At 71.3% G+C, this 15,772-nt stretch carries 15 protein-coding genes; 13 read left to right on the top strand and 2 right to left on the bottom strand.

Annotated features, from left to right (window positions below):
- Positions 1-105: 105 nt before the first annotated feature.
- The gene (locus BLT59_RS11450) at positions 106-567 is read right to left on the bottom strand and encodes an atp-dependent helicase (protein WP_091779563.1); all 462 of its coding nucleotides are present in this window, start codon (positions 565-567) and stop codon (positions 106-108) included.
- 186 nt (positions 568-753) lie between these two features.
- On the opposite strand from BLT59_RS11450, the gene BLT59_RS11445 reads away from it, so the two are divergent.
- From BLT59_RS11445 to BLT59_RS11390, 13 genes are all read left to right on the top strand, one after another.
- The gene (locus BLT59_RS11445) at positions 754-1,320 is read left to right on the top strand and encodes a NifU family protein (RefSeq protein WP_091779561.1); all 567 of its coding nucleotides are present in this window, start codon (positions 754-756) and stop codon (positions 1,318-1,320) included.
- A gap of 355 nt (positions 1,321-1,675) precedes the next feature.
- Complete coding sequence (locus tag BLT59_RS32250) at positions 1,676-1,888, top strand: hypothetical protein (protein ID WP_348272285.1); 213 nt, start codon at positions 1,676-1,678, stop codon at positions 1,886-1,888.
- Positions 1,889-2,011: 123 nt separating this feature from the next.
- On the top strand, positions 2,012-3,367 hold the full coding sequence (locus BLT59_RS11440; RefSeq protein ID WP_348272284.1) for a methyl-accepting chemotaxis protein: 1,356 nt from the start codon (positions 2,012-2,014) through the stop codon (positions 3,365-3,367).
- Positions 3,368-3,546: 179 nt separating this feature from the next.
- Complete coding sequence (gene tsaB / locus BLT59_RS11435) at positions 3,547-4,221, top strand: tRNA (adenosine(37)-N6)-threonylcarbamoyltransferase complex dimerization subunit type 1 TsaB (protein ID WP_091779725.1); 675 nt, start codon at positions 3,547-3,549, stop codon at positions 4,219-4,221.
- Complete coding sequence (locus BLT59_RS11430) at positions 4,218-4,733, top strand: GNAT family N-acetyltransferase (RefSeq protein WP_091779559.1); 516 nt, start codon at positions 4,218-4,220, stop codon at positions 4,731-4,733. Before tsaB ends, BLT59_RS11430 begins: the two co-directional genes overlap by 4 nt.
- Before the next feature lie 4 nt (positions 4,734-4,737).
- The gene (locus BLT59_RS11425; protein ID WP_091779557.1) at positions 4,738-5,604 is read left to right on the top strand and encodes a lysophospholipid acyltransferase family protein; all 867 of its coding nucleotides are present in this window, start codon (positions 4,738-4,740) and stop codon (positions 5,602-5,604) included.
- Positions 5,605-6,133: 529 nt separating this feature from the next.
- Complete coding sequence (locus BLT59_RS11420; RefSeq protein ID WP_091779555.1) at positions 6,134-7,870, top strand: L-lactate permease; 1,737 nt, start codon at positions 6,134-6,136, stop codon at positions 7,868-7,870.
- Between the two features lie 310 nt (positions 7,871-8,180).
- Complete coding sequence (gene miaB / locus BLT59_RS11415; RefSeq protein ID WP_091779553.1) at positions 8,181-9,518, top strand: tRNA (N6-isopentenyl adenosine(37)-C2)-methylthiotransferase MiaB; 1,338 nt, start codon at positions 8,181-8,183, stop codon at positions 9,516-9,518.
- 130 nt (positions 9,519-9,648) lie between these two features.
- Complete coding sequence (locus BLT59_RS11410) at positions 9,649-10,665, top strand: PhoH family protein (protein ID WP_244513952.1); 1,017 nt, start codon at positions 9,649-9,651, stop codon at positions 10,663-10,665.
- Between the two features lie 2 nt (positions 10,666-10,667).
- A complete protein-coding gene (ybeY, locus tag BLT59_RS11405; RefSeq protein WP_091779549.1) occupies positions 10,668-11,147 on the top strand; it encodes an rRNA maturation RNase YbeY in 480 nt (159 codons plus the stop codon).
- A gap of 36 nt (positions 11,148-11,183) precedes the next feature.
- Entirely contained in the window at positions 11,184-12,317 is a 1,134-nt protein-coding gene (locus tag BLT59_RS11400; protein WP_091779547.1) for a hemolysin family protein, read from the top strand.
- A gap of 88 nt (positions 12,318-12,405) precedes the next feature.
- A complete protein-coding gene (gene lnt / locus BLT59_RS11395; RefSeq protein WP_244513944.1) occupies positions 12,406-14,037 on the top strand; it encodes an apolipoprotein N-acyltransferase in 1,632 nt (543 codons plus the stop codon).
- On the top strand, positions 14,034-15,278 hold the full coding sequence (locus tag BLT59_RS11390) for an MFS transporter (protein WP_091779543.1): 1,245 nt from the start codon (positions 14,034-14,036) through the stop codon (positions 15,276-15,278). The genes lnt and BLT59_RS11390 overlap by 4 nt, the downstream gene beginning before the upstream one ends.
- Here BLT59_RS11390 and BLT59_RS11385 read toward each other — a convergent pair.
- The gene (locus BLT59_RS11385; RefSeq protein WP_091779541.1) at positions 15,230-15,706 is read right to left on the bottom strand and encodes a cupin domain-containing protein; all 477 of its coding nucleotides are present in this window, start codon (positions 15,704-15,706) and stop codon (positions 15,230-15,232) included. The two genes, BLT59_RS11390 and BLT59_RS11385, sit on opposite strands and share 49 nt — an antisense overlap.
- Positions 15,707-15,772: the final 66 nt, after the last annotated feature.

The raw sequence follows: 15,772 nt of genomic DNA, 5'->3' as shown, positions 1-15,772 counted from the left end.
CGGTCGATCTCCTGTCCGTCCCGGGACGACGATGGGAGAGTGGGGTTAAGCGTCAGTTAACCCTGCTCACGGCGTCTGGAGGCGAACGGCGCGCCGTCGCACGGCCTATTCTGCGATCCCCAAGACCCGTCGCGCCTCGGTTAAGAGCACCGCGTGCCGAGCCGCGCCGGGACCCTGATCCGGCGCCTCTCGGCCGGCGCGCGCAATCAGGTCCTGGAACCGGCGCCGGTCGAGGGCGCGGGGGCCGATGCTCGCGAGAACGGCCCCAAGGACGGTCCGCACCGCCTCGGTGCGCTCGTCGGCCATGGCCGTGGCCTCGGCTGAGGCCGCGTGGTTCCGGGCGACCGTCTCCGCGACGGATGCTGCCTCCGACCGCGCTTCCGCGTCCTCGAGCGCCGCCGCAAGCCGCCGCCCGTCCTGCCACGCCTGGTCGTGCTGGTGCGTGCGCAACGCGAGGAGCACCTTGAGCGAAGCCGCTTCCGAGCGCGCCGCTTCCAGCTTGGTTTGTGCCTCGCGCAGATCCTTCAGCAATTCCTGCGCGAGGGTCTGGTCCGCGGTCACGTCCACTGCCGGCTCCTCTGGCTTCCCGATGACGCCCGTCCTGTCGTGACGCCGCTCGAATGTCCACTCTCACGGGCAGGCGAGACCGGGTCGACCGGTTGAGAAAATCCGCTTGCCGGTCCACATGGAAGGTAGCGCCTCGCGGCGCCTGTCCCGGCCGGCCTTGAACCGGCGCAGCGGAGTGATCCCATCATGTTCATCCAGACCGAAGCCACGCCGAACCCGGCCACCTTGAAGTTCCTGCCCGGCCGCGTCGTCCTGGCTGAATCGACCTTCGAGGCGCGGGACGCCGAGGCCGCCGCCCGGTCCCCTCTGGCGTCGGCGCTGTTCGCCGTTCCGGGCGTGGCGGGTGTGTATTTCGGCCACGACTTCATCTCCGTGACCAAGGCCGAGGATGGCTCGGAGTGGGCGCAGGTCAAGCCGGCCGTGCTCGGCGCGATCATGGAGCACTTTCAGTCCGGCGCGCCGGTGATGGCCGAGGGCGGCCACGGCGAGATCGAGGCCGGCGAGGAGTTCTACGACGAGGCCGACCACGACACCGTCGTGACCATCAAGGACCTGCTTGAGACCCGGGTGCGCCCGGCGGTAGCGGGCGATGGCGGCGACATCACCTTCCGCGGCTACAAGGAGGGCGTGGTCTATCTGGAGATGAAGGGCGCCTGCTCAGGCTGCCCATCCTCCACGGCGACCCTCCGGCACGGCGTGCAGAACCTGTTCCGTCACTTCCTGCCGGAGATCCGCGAAGTCCAGGCGATCTGACGATCCGGCCTCACGGAGCAGCCTGCGGGCCATGCCATCGGGTATGGCCCCCGGGCGACTGTTGACCGCCGCGTCACACCGGCCAGCCTGAGGCCGCCGCTGAGCAACCATCAACAGGTTGGCGGTGCCCGGGTGGCGGTCATCCAGCCGATTCCGATACGTCGCAGATCGGCGAATAGCGTATCTTGAACTGGCGCGTTATCCGGCTGTCGGGTGATTTGCGGGCGAGTATGACTTAGACAAGATCGTCCGCATCTTCGGTTTGTCGAATAATCGACACCGCGTGATACGTGGATTTATCTTGACGAATGCCGTTGCGGCTTGTCCGGGTTGCGGATCGTTCCCGGAGATTCGCATGGACGTCCTCGCGCGCACGAAGCTCCTCACGAAGCTCCTGTCGATCAATCTGATCGTTGCCGTGATCGTCGGCGGCTGCATCTGGTTTGCGCAGAACCGCATGATGGCGGTGGATGCTGCCTATTCCACGATGATCGTCCGCGACGCGAAGGCGGTCTCGAATGTCCGCCGCAGCAACCGGCTGCATATGACGCTGGCCTACCTGCTGTAGCGCCTGATCGCCGAGACCGACCCGCAACGGATCCGCTCCATCCTTGGCCGGTTCGACACGGTTGTCGGCGAGACCGGCGAGACGCTCGCCGAACTGGCCCGGCAGGTCCCGGCCTTCTCCGACTTGGTACTGGCCCAGCGGGACCGCACCGACCTCTTTGTCGCGCAGGCTTTGGCGGTGCGCGGCCTGGCCCTGGCGGGTCAGAGGGCTGCGGCGCTCGACCGCGCGCGTGAGGAGATCGATCCGAGCATCACGACCCTCGGCATCGAGGGGAAGCGGCTCGGCGATGCCATCGAAGGCAGCATGTACGCGCGGTCCGATGCGCTCACGGTCCAGACCGGGGCGGCCCGCAACGGCCTGATCGGGTTCGGTACCCTCGGATTGCTCGCCGGCGTCGTCTGCGCGAGCCTGGTTTCCGTGCTCGGGATCTCCCGGCCCCTGGGCCGCTTGGTCGCCGCGCTCGAGCGCATGGCCCGCGGCGAGGTCATGGCGGAGATCGCGGAGGCGCGCCGCCGCGACGAGATCGGCGCCGTCGGACGGGCGGTCGACGGAATCAAGGCCATGATGGTGCGGAAGGCGGCCGAGGAGGCCGAGCGCCTGCGCCGGGCCGATGCGGCCGCCGCTCAGGAACGGCGGCACGCGACGGTCGCCCTGGCGGCGCGGTTCGAGGAGGCGGTCGGCGGTATCGCCGCCCAGGTCTCCGCCTCCGCGGCGGAGCTGCAGGCCACCGCCGCGCGTATGACGTCGGCGGCTGCCGAGGCGGCGAACCAGTCCGGCGCCGTGGCGACCGCCGCCGAGGAGGCCGCCTCCAACGTCGGCACCGTGGCGGCGGCGGCCGAGGAACTCGGCACCTCGATCACCGAGATCGGCCGGCAGGTCGAGAACGCGTCCGATCTCGCCCGACGGGCCGTGGGCGAGGCGGACCAGACCGTCCATCGGATGCAGGCGCTGAGCGGTGTCGTGGCGAAGATCGACACCGTGGTCGGGTTGATCGCCGCCATCTCAGGCCAGACCAACCTGCTGGCGCTCAACGCCGCGATCGAGGCGGCCCGGGCCGGCGAAGCGGGACGCGGCTTCGCCGTGGTCGCCGCCGAGGTCAAGGCGCTGGCAAGCCAGACCGCCAGCGCCACCGACGAGGTCGCGGCCCAGATCGGCGCGGTCCAGGGAACGACCCATGCGGCGGTCGCCGCGATCGGCGCGATCACCGGCCGGATCCGCGAGATCGACGATCTGGCGGCCGGCATCGCGGCCGCGGTCGAGGAGCAGGGTGCGGCCACGCAGGAGATCGTCCGCAACGTCGCCGAGGCGGCGAGCGGAACCGGTGCGGTGACGGGCAGCATCGCCGGCGTTGCCAAGGCCGCGGAAGGAACCGGCATGGCGGCCGCGCAGGTGCTGGAATCGGCCTCCGATCTGTCTCGGCAATCCGACCGCCTCACCGACGAGGTGCGCCGCTTCCTCGAGACCGTGCGCGCCGCGTGAGGGCCCGCGCATCGTCGGCGCCCACCGGCGCAAGCCGGCAACACTCCACCGTTGATCCGTCCGGCGCGGCTGCCCCGACGCTGACGACGCGGCGGTTTTGCTCTAACGCTTGAGACTCTGCGCGCCCGTCGCAGCGCAGGGAGGCAATGGCCGGTTCGGACCGGCCCGTGGGAGTGAGCGTGCGTATCCTGGCCATCGACACAGCGCTGGAGACCTGCGCCGCCTGCGTCATGGCGGAGGATGCCGAGGCGCCCCTCGCCGCCGAGTCGCTGCCGATGGCGCGCGGCCACGCGGAATCCCTGCTGCCGCTGATCGAGCGGGTGATCGCCCGGGTCGAGGGCGGATTCGAAGCGATCGACCGCGTCGCCGTCACGGTCGGGCCCGGCAGCTACACCGGGCTGCGGGTCGGGCTCTCGGCGGCGAGGGCGATCGGACTTTCGACCGGGAAGCCGGTGGTGGGCGTCGGCACCCTCTCGGCCCTCCTGACACCCCTCCTGGCCGAGACCGTCGAGGGCACGATCGCGGCGGTGATCGATGCCCGCCACGGCGCCGTCTACGTCCAGGCCCTGGGATCCGGCGACGGCCTCGCGCCCGCGCATCTCCCCGTCGACGAGGCGGCCGAGCGGCTGGGCTCCGGCCCGGTGGTGCTCACCGGCTCCGGCGCGCCGTTGCTGGCTGCGGCTTTGGCCGAGCGCGGCGTCGAAGCCCGCGTCGCCAACGTGGCTGGCCCCGATATCGTGTCGGTGGCGTCCCTCGGCCTCGTCGCCGATCCGGCGCAGGCGCTGCCCCGGCCCCTCTACCTGCGGGGCCCGGATGCGCGGCCGCAGGACCATGCGCGGATCGCACGGCGATGACGCGCCCGCTCCCCTTCTGGCCCTTCGACTGGTGGTTCGCGTGGTGGGACGCGCTGACCCCGGAGCCCTACGTCGCCCCGCTCCGCGACGCCGCGCAGGCCCCTGCGCTCGCCCGGCTCCACGCGACGGCCTTCGCGCGCCCGTGGGACGCGCACGAATTCGAGCGCATGCTCTGCGAGCGCTCGACCCACGCGCATGGCCTGTGGCGCGCCGGGATGCTTCAGGGCTTCGTGCTCTCGCGCCGGGCGGCCGACGAGGCCGAGATCCTGACGGTCGTGCTGTCACCGGCTCTGCGCGGCGGCGGCCATAGCCGCAAGCTGCTCCGCGAGCATCTGTCGAGCCTCGCGCTCGACGGGGTCGCCCGGGTGCATCTGGAAGTCGACGAGGGCAACGCGCCTGCCCTCCGCCTCTACGCGCGGCACGGGTTCCGGCAGGTGGGCTCGCGCACCGGCTATTATCTGAAGGCTGACGGCAGCCGGGCGACCGCGCTGACGATGAGCGCCGATCTGTGACGCCGTGAGCCGCTTCGGCATTGCCTGGCGGGTCGCGGCCCTCGCTCTCGCCTTTGCGCTGCTGGGACCGCCGCACTGGATCGCACTGCGCCTGCTGGGCCGCCGCACGGCCCTGGCGCCGATCCTGTTTCACCGCACCGTCCTGCGCCTGTTCGGCGTACGGGTGACACAGAGCGGCATGCCGCCCGTCCTCGGCGAGCCCGCTCTGGTCCTCGCCAACCACGTGTCGTGGCTCGACATCATCGTGATCGGCGCGTTGCGGCCACTCTCCTTCGTGGCGAAGTCCGAGATTGCCGGCTGGCCGCTGATCGGCACCCTCGCCGGGTTGCAGCGGACGATCTACATCGACCGCCAGCGGCGCGGCGCGACCGCCCACGTCAGCACCGCCATGGGCCATCGCCTGGCCGAGGGCGAGCTGGTCGTGCTGTTCGCGGAAGGGACCACCGGTGACGGCACCCGGCTCCTGCCGTTCCGCTCCTCGCTGGTCGGCGCGGCCCGCGCGGCCCTGCAGGCCGAGGCCGGGCGCGGGCGGGTGCGCCTCCAGCCGCTGGCTATCGCCTATCCGCGTCGCAACGGCCTGCCGGTGACGCGCGCCGAGCGCGCCGAGATCGCGTGGTACGGCGACATGGAACTGGCGCCCCACCTTGCCGCCTTCCTGCAAGGCGGCCCGATCGACGTTCACGTCGTCTGGGGGGCGCCGATTACCTTCGAGGCCACCACAGACCGAAAGGCCGCGACGGCCGCCGCCGAGGCCGAGGTGCGCGCGGCCCTGCGGGGCATGCGTGCGAGCGGCGGCAGCCTGCCCGCGCCGGATGCGCGGCCGGCTTCACCGGATCTCGGTCTCCAGGGCTCGGAGGTCGCGGCGATCTGAAGCCGCCTCGGGTGCCGTCCGTGCAGGCAGGGTCACGTCTGCAGCAAACGGGATCCGCTTCGGTGTGATGAACCGAGCGTATGGTCCGAGGGCGTCGCCCGCGCGGTCTCTGCGCGCAGGCGCGGCCATCCAGCCAGCGCCACGTCGTTCAGTCTCGCGCGACGCCAAGCCGCCGCGTTGCGCGCGGGACGATGCCGGGCCGGAGCATGACCGGATCTCCGATGGCGGCACCGCGCGACGCAGCTTCACCCCCGTAGACTGAGGCGCTTCCGGCCAGCATCCTCTTGAAGGACTCCAGTCCTGATCAGCAGGGCCGGCCGGTTCCGATGCCGAATGCAGGCCTGCACGCGGTGCGTCATGTTGGCAGCACGGGTGAGGCTGGAGTTGCACCGGGTGTGTTTGGCTGTCCACGCAAGAATAATCTGGAGAAATGACCGCCGGAATACATGATGCAACGCATTGAGCGGGCGGAATCCGTCTGCTAGCTAGGCCGCAACCCGGAACAGTCGGGAATTGTGGAGGACGCCCGTTGCAAACCTGGAATCAGGTTTACGATCCGTTCGGGAGCGCTTGGCTCTCGACGCTCGCCGCCTCAGTGCCGGTCATCGCACTGCTCGCCATGATCGCCAGCGGGCGGGTGAAGGCCCATATCGCGGCCGTCATCGCCCTCGGCCTCGCCATGCTGGTCGCCATCGTCGGCTTCGGCATGCCGACCGAACTCGCCACCCGGGCGGCCATCCTCGGGATGGTCACGGGCTTCTTCCCGATCGGCTGGATCATCCTCAACGTCATCTTCCTCTACCGGCTGACGGTGGAGAAGGGCTGGTTCGCGATCCTGCAGCAATCGGTCGCCGGCATCACGGCTGACCGGCGCCTGCAGCTGCTCCTGGTCGCCTTCGCGTTCGGCGCTTTCTTCGAGGGCGCAGGCGGCTTCGGCACGCCGGTGGCCGTCACCGGCGCGATCCTGATCGGCCTCGGCTTCTCGCCGCTCGCCGCTTCGGGCCTGTCGCTCATCGCCAACACCGCCCCGGTCGCCTTCGGGGCGCTCGGCGCGCCGATCCAGGGCCTCGCCTCCGTGACCGGCTACCCGCCCGAGATCCTCGGCGCGATGATCGGCCGGCAGCTGCCGCTGTTCTCGCTGATCGTGCCGTTCTGGCTGATCTGGGTGTTCGCGGGCTTCCGCGGCATGATCCGGGTGTGGCCGCCGATCCTGGTCTGCGGCGCCACCTTCGCGGTCGCGCAGTTCCTGATCTCGAACTACGTGAACCCGTGGATCGTCGATATCGGCGCCTCGCTCGCCTCGATGCTGGCCCTGGTCCTGTTCCTCAAGGTCTGGCAGCCCCGCGAGATCTGGACCTCGCCGGCTCTGCGCGGCCACGATCCGTCGCTGGCCGTGGCCGGACCCCGGCCGGTGGCCCTCGGTGCCGGCGTGCCCGGCACGCCCCCGGTCCATACCGGTGCCCGCACCGCGTCGCAGGGCGAGATCCTGCTGGCCTGGGTGCCGTGGATCATCCTCTCGATCATCGTGGCGATCTGGGGAACCGGCTGGTTCAAGGGCATCGTCAACCCGCTCTTCACCTGGAAATACGAGGTGCCGGGCCTGCACAACGTGATCTTGAAGGTGCCGCCGGTGGTGGCCAAGCCTGCCCCCGAGGGCGCGGTCTTCCTGTTCACCTACATGTCCTACACCGGCACGGGCGTGCTGATCGCCGCGATCATCTCCGGCCTGATCATGCGCTTCTCGCCGCTGCGCCTCGTCACGGCCTATTTCGAGACGATCTGGGCCCTGCGCTACTCGCTGATCACCATCGCGGCGATGCTCGCGCTCGGCGTCCTCACCCGCTACGCGGGCGTCGATGCCACGCTCGGCCTCGCCTTCGCGGGGACCGGCATCCTCTACCCGTTCTTCGGGACGCTGCTCGGCTGGCTCGGCGTGGCGCTCACGGGTTCGGACACGGCCTCGAACGTCCTGTTCGGCGGACTGCAGCGGATCACCTCCGAGCAGCTCGGTCTCCCGGGCGTGCTGATGGCGGCGGCGAACTCGTCGGGCGGGGTGATGGGCAAGATGGTCGACGCCCAGTCGATCGTCGTCGCCTCCACGGCCACCGGCTATTTCGGCCAGGAAGGCAAGATCCTGCGCTTCGTGTTCTGGCACTCGATCGCGCTGGCCTGCCTCGTCGGCCTGTTCGTGATGCTGCAGGCCTACGTGCCGTTCTTCCAGCAGATGGTCATCGACCTGCCCGCTGCGGCGCCGGCCGCGCACTGAAGCCTCGATGGCTGCGCCGGTCGCCCACGGGCGGCCGGCGTCGACGCTCGGGCATAGACCCCGTTCTGACCGACGGGGACCCCGCACCGTCTGCGCGCGCCAGTCCACATGCACCGTGTCCTTCCGGGCTCCGCTATGCGGCCCCGGAAGGACGCGGTGCTGTGATTCGGTGAAGGCCGGGCGTGCGATTCGCGGATGGGATCCGCCGCCGCCGCGACGGCCCGCGCGATCCGTGCTAGAGGCCACGCGCCGGCCCATCCCTGGAGGGCGGGCGCGAGAATGGAAGCGGACTGGTTCGGGACGGCGCGCGTTGAAGAAGGCTTTCGTCAAATCCTACGGCTGCCAGATGAACGCCTACGACGCGGCGCGCATGGCCGACGTCCTCGGCGCTGAGGGCTACGCGGCGACCGACTCGGTCGAGGAGGCCGATGTCGTCGTCCTCAACACCTGCCACATCCGCGAGAAGGCCGCCGAGAAGGTCTATTCAGAACTCGGCCGCCTGCGCGTGCTCAAGGGCGAGCGGAAAGCGCAAGGTCTCGACACCCGCATCGTGGTGGCCGGCTGCGTCGCCCAGGCCGAGGGCGCCGAGATCCAGGCGCGCCAGCCCGCCGTCGACGTCGTGGTCGGCCCGCAGAGCTACCACCGCCTGCCGGACCTTCTGGCGCGGTCCCGGGAGCGCCGCGTCGTCGACACCGAATTTCCCGTCGAGGACAAGTTCAACCACCTGCCCCGGCGGCGGACGCTCGGGGCTTCGGCCTTCCTCACCGTGCAGGAGGGCTGCGACAAGTTCTGCGCCTTCTGCGTGGTGCCTTATACCCGCGGTGCCGAGATCTCGCGGCCCGTGGCGGCGGTGCTCGCCGAGGCCGAGAAGCTGGCCGAAGGGGGCGTGCGCGAGATCACGCTGATCGGCCAGAACGTCAACGCCTATCACGGCGACGGTGCCGACGGCGCGCCCGTGGGCCTCGCCGAACTGGTGCGCGCGGTGGCCCGGATCCCCGGCATCGCGCGGATCCGCTACACGACGAGCCACCCGAACGATTTCGACGACGCGCTGATCCGGGCCCATGCCGAGGTTCCGGCCCTGATGCCCTACCTGCACCTGCCGGTGCAGTCGGGCTCGGACCGGATCCTCGCCGCCATGAACCGCAAGCATACCGGCGACGCGTATCGGCGCCTGATCGACCGCGTGCGTACCGCCCGGCCGGACATCGCCCTGTCCTCCGATTTCATCGTCGGCTTCCCGGGCGAGACCGACGCGGATTTCGCCGACACCCTGCGGCTCGTGCGTGAGATCGGCTTCGCGAGTGCCTTCTCGTTCAAGTACAGCCCCCGTCCGGGCACGCCGGCGGCCGATCGCGGCGATCAGGTGCCGGAGGCCGTGATGGCGGCGCGGCTCGCGGAGCTGCAGGCGCTCCTCGACGGCCAGCGCCACGCGTATCAGCGGGCGGCCGAGGGCCGGGTCTTCGACGTGCTGGTGGAGAAGCCGGGGCGGCATCCCGGCCAGGTCGCGGGCAAGACGCCGCACCTGCTGGCCGTGCAGTTCGACGCCGCGCCTCACCATATCGGGCAGGTGGTGCCTGTTCGGATCACCGAGGCGGGCTCGAACAGCCTGTTCGGGCAGCTTGTCTCGGCGGCTGCGGCGGCATGACGGGTGGGTTCAAGACGGGGATGTTGGCGAGGATGACGGCTTGAGCGCAACGGACGGGGCGAGCGCGCGCGGCGCGCTCCGGGGTCGCGGCCCGGCGGCGCGGTCGGCCGGATCCGACGCGGCGGTCGAGGTGCCGCTGACCTTTGACGACAACCGCCTCGCGAGCCTCGTCTTCGGCCAATACGACCAGAACGTCGCCCATATCGAGCGCCGGCTGGACGTGACCGCCACCGCCCTCGGCAATCACCTCGTCATCAAGGGGCCGGCCGACGCCGCCGAGACCGCCCGGCGCGTGTTCCAGAAGCTCTACGCCCGGGTCCGCACCGGCGGCAGCACGCTGACGCTCGGCGACGTGGACGGCGCGATCCGCGAGGCCACCGCCCAGGCGACGCTGTTCCCCGCCGAGGCGATTGCCGCCGAGGCCGACAGTCCGCTTTTCGAGCAGATCGCCACCCGCAAGCGCGGGGCCGTGCGCGCGCGCAACCCGGCGCAGGACGAATACATCAAGCTCCTGCGCACCAATGAGCTGGTCTTCGCCGAGGGGCCGGCCGGGACCGGCAAGACCTGGCTCGCCGTCGGCCACGCCGTGTCGCTGCTGGAACAGGGCCATGCCGAGCGGCTGATCCTGTCGCGTCCGGCGGTCGAGGCCGGCGAGCGCCTCGGCTTCCTGCCGGGCGACATGCGCGAGAAGGTCGATCCCTACCTGCGGCCGATCTACGATGCACTCTACGACTTCATGGAGGCGCGCCACGTCGACCGCGGCTTGCAAACGGGCACGATCGAGATCGCGCCGCTCGCCTTCATGCGCGGCAGGACCCTCACCAACGCCGTGGTGCTCCTCGACGAGGCGCAGAACACCACCTCCATGCAGATGAAGATGTTCCTCACCCGCCTGGGCGAGGGCTCGCGCATGATCATCACGGGCGATCCGAGCCAGATCGACCTTCCGCCGGGCCAGAAATCCGGCCTCGTGGAGGCGGTGCGTGTGCTGGACGGTGTCGAGGGGATCGGCCACGTGCGGTTCAAGGATGTGGATGTGGTCCGCCACGACCTCGTGCGCCGGATCGTCACCGCTTACGAGCGCGCCGCCCACGGCGAGGACGAGGCCGACCGCAATCCGAACCCCCGGCGGCGGCCGCTGGCGTGAGCATGCCGCACGCGATCGATCTCGCCGTCGAGGACGCGCGCTGGGAGGCGGGGATCCCGGACCTCGAAGCGCTGGTCACGCGCGCCGTGGAAGCCGGCCTCGCCATCGCGCCCGAGAAGCCGGGCGGCCCCGTCGAGGTCAGCGTCCTGCTGACCGACGACGCCGCGGTGCAGGACCTCAACCGGACTTGGCGCGGGAAGGACAAGCCGACCAACGTCCTGTCCTTCCCGGCCGCACCGCAGCCGGCTCATCCCGGCGTCCCGACTCCGCTCGGCGACGTGGTCCTTGCTTACGAGACCCTGGTGCGCGAAAGTGCGGAGCAGTCGAAGCCGCTCCAGAATCACCTCGCCCACCTCCTCGTCCATGGCACCCTGCATTGTCTCGGTCAGGACCACGAGATCGGCGAGGCCGAGGCCGATGCCATGGAAGCCCTCGAGGTCGCGGCTCTCGCGACCCTCGGCATCCCGGATCCTTATGCCTGAGCGCGCGACGCCCGATCGACCCCAGACCCGAGAGACATGAGCAACGATCGAAGTCGCGGCGCGGCCCTGGCCGCGCCCAGTTCCACCGAGGGTGAATCCCAGCACCGGGAGCCCTGGTACGACCGCCTGCTTCAGGCCCTCCATCTCAAGCCGCGCGATTCGCTGCGCGAAGGCCTGGAGGAGGCGCTGGCGGAGCCGGATGCCGGCGAGAGCGGCCTCACCCCGCTCGAGCGCGTCATGCTCAAGAACGTCCTCGGCCTGCACAAGGTGCGCGTCGACGACGTGATGGTGCCCCGGGCCGACATCGTCGCCGTGTCGAACGACACGAGCCTCGGCGAATTGCTCAAGCTGTTCCGCACGGCGGGTCATTCCCGGCTGCCGGTCTACGGCGAGACCCTCGACGATCCCCGCGGCATGGTCCATATCCGCGACCTCGTCGACCACATCGCCGCTAAGGCGGAGCCGGCCCGGCGCAGCGCGCCGGCCGTCGTGAAGCCCGCGGAGACGGCGGTCGACGGTGCCGCGGACGCATCCGCCGCTCCGCGCCCGCGCCGGCCGGCGGCGCGCCTGCCGCGCGGGCTGGATCTCGGCAAGGTCGATCTGACGACGACTCTGGCGGCTGCGCGCATCCAGCGGCCGGTCCTGTTCGTGCCGCCCTCGATGCCGGCCATCGACCTGCTGGTGCGCATGCAGGCGACCCGCACCCACATGGCCCTGGTCATCGACGAGTATGGCGGCACCGACGGGCTGATCTCCATCGAGGATCTGATCGAGGTCGTGGTCGGCGACATCGAGGACGAGCATGACGTCGCCGAGGACAAATACGTCCAGCGCATCGACGGCGAGGGCGAGGTCTTCGTGGCCGACGCGCGCACGCCGCTGGCCGAGGTCTCCGAGGTGACGGGCGTCGACCTCGTGGCGGCGGTCGGCGAGATGGCCGAGGAGATCGACACGCTCGGCGGCATGATCGTGACGCTGGCCGGCCGCGTCCCGTCTCGGGGCGAGCTGATCGCCGGCCCGGGCGATCTCGAATTCGAGGTTCTCGATGCCGATCCCCGGCGCCTGAAGCGCCTGCGGTTCCACAAGGGTGCGGCGCGGATCGGTGCCGTCGTGCCGCTCGCCCTGCCCCCGCCGTCGAGCAAGCCGGTCGCCGAGACGCCGCACCCGTGACGGTCGCGGCGTGAGGGGTGCGGCGGACGGTTTCGCCCGGTCGCCCGCGGCGGCCGGCGCATCCATGCGCGGGCCGATGCGGGATCCCATGTCCGATCCGGAGCGCGCGCGCGTGCCGGGCGCCGTCCGGGCGATCGCGCGCCTGACCGGCTGGCGCCGACTCGGGCTTGCGTGGCTCGCGGGCGCGCTCGGCGCATTGGCCATGCCGCCCTACGGCATCCTGCCGGCCCTCGTCCTGTCCCTGACGGTCGCGGTCTGGCTGCAGGACGGGGCCGCCTCCGACCGGACCACCCTCCGGCGGTTCTGGCCCTGTTTCCTGGTCGGCTGGGCCTGGGGCTTCGGCTATCTTACCGCCGGTCTCTGGTGGTTGGGTCAGGCCTTCCTGGTAGAGGCCGACGAGTTCCTCTGGGCCCTGCCGCTGGGCGTCGTCGGCCTGCCCTTCGTCCTCGGCCTGTTCTACGGGGCCGGCTTTGGCGCGGCGGGCCTGCTATGGGGCCGGGGCGCGGCGCGGATCGCCGCCCTCGCCTTCGGGCTCGGCGCCGCCGACTGGCTGCGCGGTCACCTGTTCACGGGCTTCCCCTGGAACACCCTCGGGATGGCGCTGGCCCAGAACCTCTGGCTGATGCAATGGGCCGCGACGATCGGGCTCTACGGCCTGTGCATCCTGGCCGTGCTCGTCTGCGCGGCGCCCGCGACCCTGGCCACCGGCGCGACTCCGCGCGACCGGTTCGGGCCGAGCGTCGCCGCCGCCATCCTGCTCATCGGCATGGCCCTCGCCGGCGCCGAGCGGCTCGGCCCGCCCGATCCGGCCGTGGCCGGAATCCGGCTGCGCCTCGTTCAGCCGAACCTGCCGCAGGATGCCAAGTTCAGGCCGGAAAACCGGGCCGATATCGTCGACCGCTACATCGAGCTGAGCCAGCGCCCGACCGAGGCGGGTGCACCCGAGCCGACCCACATCGTCTGGCCGGAATCCGCCTTCCCGTTCCTGATCCAGCGCGATCCCGACGCCCTGGCCAAGGTGGCGGCCGGCCTGAAGCCCGGGCAGCAGCTGATCACCGGGGCGGCCCGTGCCGAGGAGCCGCTGCCGGGCGAGCGCCTGCGCTTCTTCAACGCCGTCATGGTGATCGGGCCGGACGGCACGATTTCCGACAGCTACGACAAGGTCCACCTCGTCCCGTTCGGTGAATACCTCCCGGGGCCGCTCGATGCAGCCCTGCGGGCCCTCGGCCTGCGGCAGTTCGTGGCCATTCCGGGCGGCTTCTCGGCTGGCTCGCTCGCCGGTCAGCGGATCCTGACGGTTCCGGGCCTGCCGCCGGTGGCGGCGACGATCTGCTACGAGGCGATCTTCCCGGGCGCGATCCTGCCTGCCGGGCACGCCGCGCCGTCGCCGCAGCCGCCGGGGCTCATCCTGAACGTTACCAACGACGCGTGGTTCGGCGACACGCCCGGTCCGCGCCAGCACCTGGCCCAGGCGCGCCTGCGGGCAGTCGAGGAGGGATTGCCGCTCGTGCGCGACGCCAATACCGGGATCTCCGCAGTGATCGACCCGCATGGCCGGATCGTCGCCCGGACGAGGCTGGACGTGGAGACCTGGCTCGACGCGGATCTGCCCGCGCGCATCGTCGGCGGCACGCTCTATGGCCAGTTCGGCGATGCCGCCTTCGCGCTGATGCTGGCCGCCTGCCTCGGCGGTGCCGTGATCGCGCGGCGGCGACCGTGAGCCCGGGGCGCACCAGCGCGAACCGTTTCCTGCTCGGCCTGGCGCTGATGCTGGTGGCGTTCAATCTGCGCCCGGCGCTCAGCACGGTCGGCCCGCTGCTGGCGACGATCCGGGACGGCACCGGCCTCGGTCCCGGAGGCGCCGCCATCCTCACCACGCTGCCAGTCCTGTGCCTGGGCATCGCCTGCGCGCTGGCCGCGCCGCTGATCCGCCGGATCGGGCCCGACCTCGCGGTTCTCGCCGGATCGACGATCCTGGTGGCCGGCCTGGCGCTTCGCGGCCTCGGCGGCCTCGTGCCGCTCTTCGCCGGAACGGCGCTCGCCGCGATCGGGATCGGCCTCGACAACGTCCTGCTGCCGGCCCTCGTGAAGCGCGATTTCGCCGGCAGCGGCGGTCTGATGACCGGGCTCTACACGATGACCCTGTGCCTCGGCGCCGCCGCCGGCGCCGGGGCGGCGGTTCCGGTGGAGCACGCCCTCGGGGGCGGATGGCCCTCCGCCTTGGCGGTCTGGTCGCTGCCGGCGCTCGTCGCCGCCTTCGTGTGGATCCCGTTCGCGCGCCGGACGATGTCGACCGCCGCGCCCTCCGCCGGGCGGCTGCTGCGCGACCCGCTGGCCTGGTGGGTGACCGGCTTCATGGGCCTGCAATCGTCGCTCGCCTACATCCTGTTCGGCTGGCTGCCGCTGCTGCTGCAGGGACGCGGCCTCACGCCGCTCGATGCCGGGCTCTACGCCTCGCTGACCACGCTGGTTCAGGCTCCCGGCGCGCTCCTCACCGCCATGCTGGCCGCTCGCGCGCGGGATCAGCGGGGCTGGATCGTGGCCATCCCGGGCCTCACTGCCGTGGCCTTCCTGGTCCTCGCCTTCGGGGCGGATTCACTGCGCATTCCGGCTGCCGGCGCCCTCGGCTTCGGCATCGGCGGGTGCTTCGGCCTCGGGCTCACCCTGATCGTCCTGCGCGCCGCCGACGCGGCGAGCGCCGCAGGGCTCTCGGCCATGGCGCAGGGCATCGGCTATACGGGCGCCTGCCTCGGGCCGCTGGTCTTCGGCTTGGCCCATGAGTCCACGGGCGGCTGGGGCGTGCCGGGGGCCCTGTTCGTCGGCATCGCCGTCGCGGCGATCCTGATCGGCCTGGCCGCGGGCCGCGACCGCAAAGTCAGCGCGGCCGAGCCTGAGATACGAGGGAAATCGGCTCAGCCGCTGGCGTCGCTCCAGCCCGCGAAACCGGCCAGCGGTTCCTGATCGTAGCGCGCCATCAGGTCGGTCATTGCGACCCGGTTCGAGAGGCGGCCCTCCGCGGCCAGCTGCGCCAGCCCCTCGAAGAAGCCCTCACGACCCAGCGCCGGCGCGAAGCTCAGGGTGAAGCGGACCGGCTCTTCGCTGCGATTGGCGAAGGCGTGGGCGATCCCGGGCGGGATCAGCGCGAAATCGCCCGGCCCGAGCACGTGGTCCGTATCGCTGACATGCAGGGCGAGCCGGCCCGCCTCGACCGAGAAGGTCTCGGTCAGCCGGGCGTGGCGGTGCAGTCCGGCACCGGGCGTCCGCGGATCCATGTCGACCCGATAGATGCCGAGGCCGTCGCCCGTCTCGTCGCTGCGCGCCAGATAGGAGATCCGCATGCCGCCGACGACGGCGTTCGGGCCGAGCCCGCGCTGCACGACACACGTCATCGCCGTCCCCGCCGGGTGTCCAAACAGGAACCCCGCGCGGCCGGGTGACCGCGCGGGGCTTCGATC

Origin of the sequence: Methylobacterium sp. UNC378MF (assembly GCF_900103195.1) — a bacterium.
Taxonomy (GTDB): Bacteria; Pseudomonadota; Alphaproteobacteria; order Rhizobiales; family Beijerinckiaceae; genus Methylobacterium.
This window is presented reverse-complemented; position numbering and strand designations above follow the sequence as displayed.

What these genes read in the sequence shown, in the direction of transcription:
- BLT59_RS11430 (WP_091779559.1), top strand. Translation starts at nt 4,218, where the DNA reads ATGACGCGCCCGCTCCCCTTCTGGCCCTTCGACTGGTGGTTCGCGTGG.
- lnt (WP_244513944.1), top strand. Translation starts at nt 12,406, where the DNA reads ATGTCCGATCCGGAGCGCGCGCGCGTGCCGGGCGCCGTCCGGGCGATC.
- ybeY (WP_091779549.1), top strand. Translation starts at nt 10,668, where the DNA reads ATGCCGCACGCGATCGATCTCGCCGTCGAGGACGCGCGCTGGGAGGCG.
- BLT59_RS11445 (WP_091779561.1), top strand. Translation starts at nt 754, where the DNA reads ATGTTCATCCAGACCGAAGCCACGCCGAACCCGGCCACCTTGAAGTTC.
- BLT59_RS32250 (WP_348272285.1), top strand. Translation starts at nt 1,676, where the DNA reads ATGGACGTCCTCGCGCGCACGAAGCTCCTCACGAAGCTCCTGTCGATC.
- BLT59_RS11400 (WP_091779547.1), top strand. Translation starts at nt 11,184, where the DNA reads ATGAGCAACGATCGAAGTCGCGGCGCGGCCCTGGCCGCGCCCAGTTCC.
- BLT59_RS11385 (WP_091779541.1), bottom strand. Translation starts at nt 15,706, where the DNA reads ATGACGTGTGTCGTGCAGCGCGGGCTCGGCCCGAACGCCGTCGTCGGC.